The organism is Vibrio sp. McD22-P3 (assembly GCF_021568915.1).
GTDB lineage: Bacteria > Pseudomonadota > Gammaproteobacteria > Enterobacterales > Vibrionaceae > Vibrio > Vibrio mediterranei.
In genome coordinates this window covers 73,580-80,044 of record NZ_JAKGTN010000024.1, presented here as the reverse complement: position 1 = coordinate 80,044, position 6,465 = coordinate 73,580, and the positions used below count along the sequence as shown (strand labels likewise).

Below are 6,465 nucleotides of genomic sequence, written 5' to 3'. Positions count from 1 at the left end.
ACAGATTGATAGGTTTATATTGTTAAAGAGCTTGTTTTGAGCTTTGCTCAAAACGGACGGCCATTTTAGCGAGATAAGTTGTCGTGTCAACCACTTTTTCAACTTATTTTGCTAAGCTTCTTAGAAGCTTGAGACCTTCTGACTGGATGCGAACTTTCGTCTGCGTTCCCGTGTCAGCGAGGGGGCATTATAGAGATCGAAATCTTCTTGGCAATACCCAAAATGCATTTTTTTCTGTTTTTTTGTTTGGATGATTATATTTTGCTCTTTAGCCCTATAAATAGCCTTAAATTAGCGCCAAACTAACTAACAAATATCGAATTAGGGAACACCATGACTTCAATACGCAGCTACAAAGGCATCTCTCCTCAACTTGATGACTCGGTCTATATAGATAAGACGAGCGTGATTGTTGGAGATGTACGTTTAGGAAAAGACGCGAGTATCTGGCCTTTAGTTTCTGCTAGGGGCGATGTGAATCACATCATTATTGGCGAGCGCACCAATATCCAAGATAACAGTGTTCTTCATGTTACTCACAAGAACAGTGATAACCCGGAAGGTTATCCGTTACTTATAGGTAATGATGTAACCATTGGTCATAAAGTAATGCTTCATGGCTGTATTATTGAAGATCGCGTTTTGGTCGGTATGGGGTCCATTATTCTCGATGGTGCAATCGTTGAGTCTGAGGTAATGATTGGTGCCGGAAGTTTGGTACCACCAAATAAGAGACTCGAAAGTGGTTATCTATATGTAGGGAGCCCGGTAAAACAAGCACGACCTCTTACGGATAAGGAACGTGCTTTTTTACAGAAATCAGCTGATAACTATGTTCGGAATAAGAACGACTATATGCACAAGGTGCATTCCATTCGTTAACGAATGACTATCTTACCTTGCTCATCAAAGCTCTCATCTTCTATGAGAGCTTCTGCTATTTCTTCTATATCAAAGCGAACAGAATCAAACATTGGTATAGCTTCTTGTTTAGAGACCTCTTTCTGGTAGGCGAGTTGAGCTAGCTTTTCTAAACTCACCAAACAAACAATAAGCATACCCGACTGGTGCGCATGAAACTCAACCATTCCAGTTGCTTCATCCCACGTCACTTGGTCGGAGAATAGAATAGATTGATTCATTACTTAAGCCTCGAGGTTCTTTCTTAGCTCTCTAAGAATTTGTTTCGTCCCTGGTCTTAGTCCACGCCATAACAAAAAGCTTTCTGCAGCTTGTCCCACCAGCATACCTAATCCATCATAAACACATCGAGCACCGGACGTTTTTGCCCACTGGTTAAATGTCGTCAGTCCCTGACCATAAGCCATATCATAGCTGACAGTATTGGCACCGAAGATCGCATCACTAATATCTGGTACTTGTTTATATAAACTAGCAGATGTCGAATTGATTACCACATCATAGGCACAGCCAACACTGTTTATTTCCGCTGCTTGTATAGTTCCAAAAGGCGAAAACAATTCGGCCAGTTGCTGAGCTTTTTCATAGGTACGATTAGTAATGGTTATAGAGCTTGGCTGTTGATCGAGTAACGGCTTAAGTACACCTCGAGCTGCGCCGCCAGCCCCTATAACTAAAATTGAAGCGCCCGCTAATTGCACTTGATGCTGCAACAAGTCTTGAACCAACCCTTCTCCGTCAGTGTTATCACCAATGATTTCACCATCATCCAGTTTCTTGAGTGTATTGACCGCTCCGGCTAGTTCAGCACGCTCGGTTAATCGACTAGCGAACTGGAAGGCATCTTCTTTAAATGGCGCAGTAATATTGCAGCCTCGACCACCATCAGCAAAAAACTGACTAGCAGCTTGAGTGAACTCTCCCTCCTCTGGCTGCAAGCGCCCATATTCAATATGTTGAGAAGTTTGACGTGCGAAGAGTGTATGTATGTAAGGAGACTTGCTTTGTGAAATGGGGTTTCCAAAAACGACGTACTGATCGGGCTTGCTCATGTCCTTGCCTGCTGCGTGCCAAAGTGAATAGTTCGACACTATCACTTCGACACTCATTCGCCAAGCTATGCCTGTCGCTTTACCAGTCTCGCGGCTGAAGGTAGTGCGCGTAAAGCTCGTTTTCTGGTGAGCCTTCTTCTGGTTGATAACTATATTCCCAGCGAGCTAGTGGTGGCATCGACATTAAAATAGACTCCGTGCGACCACCACTTTGCAAACCAAACAATGTACCTCGGTCAAAGACCAAGTTAAATTCGACATAGCGACCACGTCGATAAAGTTGGAACTGACGCTCTCTCTCTCCGAATTCTGTATGCTTTCGTTTCTGTACTATCGGTAAATACGCATCGGTATAACTAGAACCAACGGCTTTCATATAGGCAAAGCTGCGCTCGAAACCCCATTGGTTGAGGTCGTCAAAAAACAAACCACCCACACCACGAGTTTCGTTACGATGAGGAAGGAAGAAGTACTCGTCACACCATTTCTTATGTTCGTTATAGACCTGCTCTCCAAATGGCGCACAAATATCCTTGGCCACTTGGTGCCAGTGTTGACAATCTTCTTCAAATGGATAAAACGGCGTAAGGTCAAAGCCACCACCAAACCACCAGATAGGTGCCTCACCCTCTTTTTCAGCAATAAAGAAACGTACGTTGGCATGGGATGTTGGAATGTAAGGGTTTTTAGGATGAATAACTAAAGACACGCCCATCGCTTCAAATTTTCGACCCGCTAATTCAGGTCGGTGAGCTGTCGCGGAAGCTGGCATTTTGTCTCCAAAAACATGAGAAAAGTTAACACCACCTTGCTCGAAGACCACACCATCTTTTAATACTCGACTACGACCACCGCCACCTTGCTCGCGCAGCCATTCATCCTGCTGAAATGTTGCACCACCATCTTCATGTTCAAGCTTTTGGCAAATATCATCCTGGAGCTGTAATAAAAAAGCTTTGACCTGATGTTTATCCACTTGTTGCATCTAATTACCCTCAGCCTTGTCTCAATACTTTTAACGTTCTTGCATCTCGAATTTCACTCGGTTTATTACGACCGCCAGTTTCACCATCAAGAATTTCCGCCAATCGATCACCTAGCTGCGATTTGACTTCTTCGGTTGTCATGCAGGAAGGCATTCCTGACAAGTTGGCACTGGTCGAGGTAATCGGCTTACCATAAGAAAGGCAAAGTTGCTGCACTAACTCGTGATCGGTAACTCGAACCGCAATCGTATCGAATGCACCACTAAGCCATGATGAGACTCTGTCACTCGCTGGCATAATCCAGGTATAAGGTCCTGGCCAAGTATTTTGTACACTTTCGAGCTGCGTCGCTGTCAACTTAGTCTCGTCAACATAAGGTCGAAGCTGTTCATAGTTGGCAGCGATTAGGATCAGTCCTTTCTCTACTGGACGTTGTTTCACTGCCAGTAGTTTTTCAATGGCACTGACATCATCAGGATCACAACCGACACCAAATACTCCTTCAGTCGGATAAGCAATCACTTCACCAGATTTAAGTGCGGCAACTGTACTTTGAAAATTATCCACCGAGCCTTCCTTTTATTAAAACCTAAACAATTAATTTACATTTCAACGGCACTATGCGGAAAAGCGACATGAGAATCCAGAAAAAAACACAAAAATCACTTACGCAAACGTTTTCCTTAGAAAAAAATCCTCGTATAATGCGCGCAAATTAGTCCATTTGCACACGCCTTGAAGGAGCTTCGGATGAAAGTCGGCATTATTATGGGTTCAAAATCAGATTGGCCAACCATGAAACTAGCAGCAGAGATGCTTGATCAGTTTGGTGTAGATTATGAAACCAAGGTTGTTTCTGCGCACCGCACGCCTCAACTATTAGCAGACTATGCAACGACTGCAAAAGAGCGTGGCATCAAAGTTATTATTGCGGGAGCAGGCGGTGCGGCGCACCTTCCGGGCATGGCGGCAGCATTTACCAGTGTTCCTGTCCTCGGAGTTCCTGTACAGAGCCGAGCACTAAAAGGCATGGATTCTTTGCTGTCTATTGTGCAAATGCCAAAAGGCATTGCTGTTGGCACACTCGCTATTGGTGAAGCCGGCGCAGCAAATGCGGGAATCTTAGCAGCGCAAATCATTGGTGTTCATAATGATGCCGTGATGGAGAAAGTCGAAGCATTCCGCAGCCAACAGACCGAAACCGTTCTTGCTAACCCAGATCCGTCTGAGGACTAATAATGAAACACGTATTGGTACTTGGTGCAGGTCAGTTAGCACGAATGATGTCGCTGGCTGGCGCGCCTCTCAATATCAAGATCTCTGCCTTTGATGTGCGCAGCGAAAACATTGTGCACCCCTTAACTCTGGAAGTGCTTGGGCAAGGTCTACAGCAAGCCATATCGCAAGCTGACGTTATTACTGCAGAATTTGAACATATTCCCCTCGATGTCCTAGCTACCTGTGAAGCAAGTGGGAAGTTTTTGCCATCAACAGAAGCGATTAAAGCCGGTGGTGATAGACGAATTGAAAAAGCGCTGCTTGATAATGCTGGGGTTAAGAACGCGACCTATGCGGTTATTACCGAACGTAGCGATCTTGATACCGCTATCGCCACCGTAGGTTTGCCTATGGTACTTAAGAGTGCGTTAGGCGGCTATGACGGCAAAGGACAATGGCGACTCAAAACATTAGAAAATATAGAGCAAATCTGGACTGAAATGGCTCAGTGCATTGCGGATTCAGATAATCAAGCCATCGTGGCTGAAGAATTTGTGCCGTTCCAACGTGAAGTATCGCTTGTGGGTGCTCGCAACCAACACGGTGATATTGCGATTTATCCACTGGCAGAAAATGTACACACTGACGGAGTACTTACTTTGTCTACTGCTATCGATGAGCCTGAGCTACAAGCACAAGCTGCGCAAATGTTTACCGCTGTCGCCGAGTCTCTCGAATATGTCGGTGTATTGGCACTGGAGTTTTTCGATGTAAATGGCCAACTTCTCGTCAATGAAATTGCGCCGCGCGTACATAACTCAGGACACTGGACTCAGCAAGGTGCCGATACGTGTCAGTTCGAAAACCACCTACGTGCAGTTTGCGACATGCCTCTTGGTTCCACGGAAGCCGTTAGAGCCACCTCTATGGTTAATATCCTTGGTGAAGACTCCGTTCCTGATGCTGTTTATGCTCTAGCTGGATGTCATGTTCATTGGTATGGCAAAGAAAAACGTGCTGGACGCAAAATGGGGCATATTAATGTGTCGGCAGCAAGTCAACGCGAGCTAAAAGTAACACTCATTCAGCTTGCAGACTTACTGGATGAATCAGCCTACCCTGCTCTAAAACCCGCAGCACTTGCGCTGTAAGTATTAGCTAGCCTAAATACAAAAAAACGGCTCCAATTAGGAGCCGTTTTTTATTCTTGTACTTTCTGGCATCGTCTCGATGCACATTCCAACACCGTTCCTGCTGCGCGTTTTTTCTCAACCAGCAACGTGTAGCCACAATGTTGACACACTCCGGGAACCGGAACATGATTCACGGCAAACTTGCACTTAGGATAACTATCGCACGCAAAAAACACTTTTCCAAAACGTGATTTACGCTCTTTTAGCACCCCTTTGCTGCACTCAGGACAGCTAACGGAATCTTTTGCTTCTTGCTCTGGCTCATCTTGTTTATTTGGCGACTGAATGAAATGGCAATCTGGGTAATTGCTGCACCCAATAAACATACCGAAGCGTCCTTGACGTAACAGCAATTCTGAACCGCAATCGGGACAAGCGACACCAAGTTCTTTGATAATATGCCCATCATTTTGATGCAGAGGTTTAATATAATCGCAGCTTGGATATTGGTCACAGCCCAGAAACGGACCGTGTTTGCCATTCTTAAGTAGCAACTTGCCCGAATGACACTGTGGACAGGGCTCATGATCCAACGCATGTTCATGAGCCGAGAAAAGTTGGTTATCGATTTTACCACTCATGGGTGTCTCTTAACTTATCGCCAAATTTGGCTTAGCTTAGTGGACTACACCCCTCTCTGCGGTGTAGATCAGTTCTTCCATGAGAGTGTACGCGTTTTCATTGCCAGGAACATTGAACAAAACCATCAAAATGATCCATTTTAGGTCATCCAATTCAAAATCATTGGTTTCCAGTCCCATAACACGATCAATAACCATTTCACGAGTTTCAGCTGTCAACACACCAATCTGCTCCAAGAACAACAGCAAGCCACGGCTTTTCACATCCATACGTGACATTTCTTGCGCCGTATAAATACGTGTCGATGTCGCTGCGCTGGTAGCAATAGCAGATTGATTATCCGCATTTTGCAATTCGGCTAAATCCTCTAGCCATTCTAACGCTTTATAAATATCTTTTTGCTTAAAGCCTGCTCGCAGCAGTTCATCCTCAAGTTCGTCTTGGTCTACCTGCAGATCTGCATCACTATGCACGTAGGTTTCGAACAGGTACATCAGTATGTCCATCATCATA

General features: G+C 44.9%; 9 protein-coding genes. 3 read left to right on the top strand and 6 right to left on the bottom strand.

The features are described 5' to 3' along the window. Positions 1-333: 333 nt before the first annotated feature. Entirely contained in the window at positions 334-882 is a 549-nt protein-coding gene (locus L2W36_RS22930) for a gamma carbonic anhydrase family protein (protein ID WP_236111671.1), read from the top strand. On the opposite strand, the gene L2W36_RS22925 is transcribed toward L2W36_RS22930, so the two are convergent. From L2W36_RS22925 to L2W36_RS22910, 4 genes are all read right to left on the bottom strand, one after another. Next, the gene (locus tag L2W36_RS22925; protein WP_038224116.1) at positions 879-1,142 is read right to left on the bottom strand and encodes a DUF1488 domain-containing protein; all 264 of its coding nucleotides are present in this window, start codon (positions 1,140-1,142) and stop codon (positions 879-881) included. The genes L2W36_RS22930 and L2W36_RS22925 overlap by 4 nt on opposite strands. Positions 1,143-1,145: 3 nt before the next feature. Continuing rightward, a complete protein-coding gene (gene aroE, locus L2W36_RS22920) occupies positions 1,146-1,973 on the bottom strand; it encodes a shikimate dehydrogenase (protein ID WP_038222701.1) in 828 nt (275 codons plus the stop codon). Positions 1,974-2,052: 79 nt separating this feature from the next. Next, positions 2,053-2,958, bottom strand: coding sequence for an oxygen-dependent coproporphyrinogen oxidase (gene hemF / locus L2W36_RS22915; protein ID WP_006072994.1), 906 nt, complete (start codon positions 2,956-2,958; stop codon positions 2,053-2,055). Between the two features lie 10 nt (positions 2,959-2,968). After that, a complete protein-coding gene (locus L2W36_RS22910; protein WP_006072995.1) occupies positions 2,969-3,526 on the bottom strand; it encodes an L-threonylcarbamoyladenylate synthase in 558 nt (185 codons plus the stop codon). 183 nt (positions 3,527-3,709) lie between these two features. Between L2W36_RS22910 and purE the strand changes: the two genes are divergently transcribed. Continuing rightward, positions 3,710-4,195: a 5-(carboxyamino)imidazole ribonucleotide mutase gene (gene purE, locus L2W36_RS22905; protein WP_006072996.1), complete on the top strand. Its 486-nt coding sequence runs from the start codon at positions 3,710-3,712 to the stop codon at positions 4,193-4,195. A gap of 2 nt (positions 4,196-4,197) precedes the next feature. Then, positions 4,198-5,328 carry a 5-(carboxyamino)imidazole ribonucleotide synthase gene (locus L2W36_RS22900; RefSeq protein ID WP_236111670.1) on the top strand — a complete coding sequence of 377 codons (1,131 nt, stop codon included), beginning with the start codon at positions 4,198-4,200 and terminating at the stop codon, positions 5,326-5,328. A 50-nt stretch (positions 5,329-5,378) separates the two neighbouring features. Here the strand turns inward: L2W36_RS22900 and L2W36_RS22895 are convergent, their stop codons facing one another. Together L2W36_RS22895 and L2W36_RS22890 are read right to left on the bottom strand one after the other, a co-directional pair. Continuing rightward, on the bottom strand, positions 5,379-5,951 hold the full coding sequence (locus L2W36_RS22895) for a DNA topoisomerase family protein (RefSeq protein WP_062463693.1): 573 nt from the start codon (positions 5,949-5,951) through the stop codon (positions 5,379-5,381). A 36-nt stretch (positions 5,952-5,987) separates the two neighbouring features. After that, entirely contained in the window at positions 5,988-6,464 is a 477-nt protein-coding gene (locus tag L2W36_RS22890; RefSeq protein ID WP_006072999.1) for a DUF494 family protein, read from the bottom strand. Between the last annotated feature and the right edge of the window lies 1 nt (position 6,465).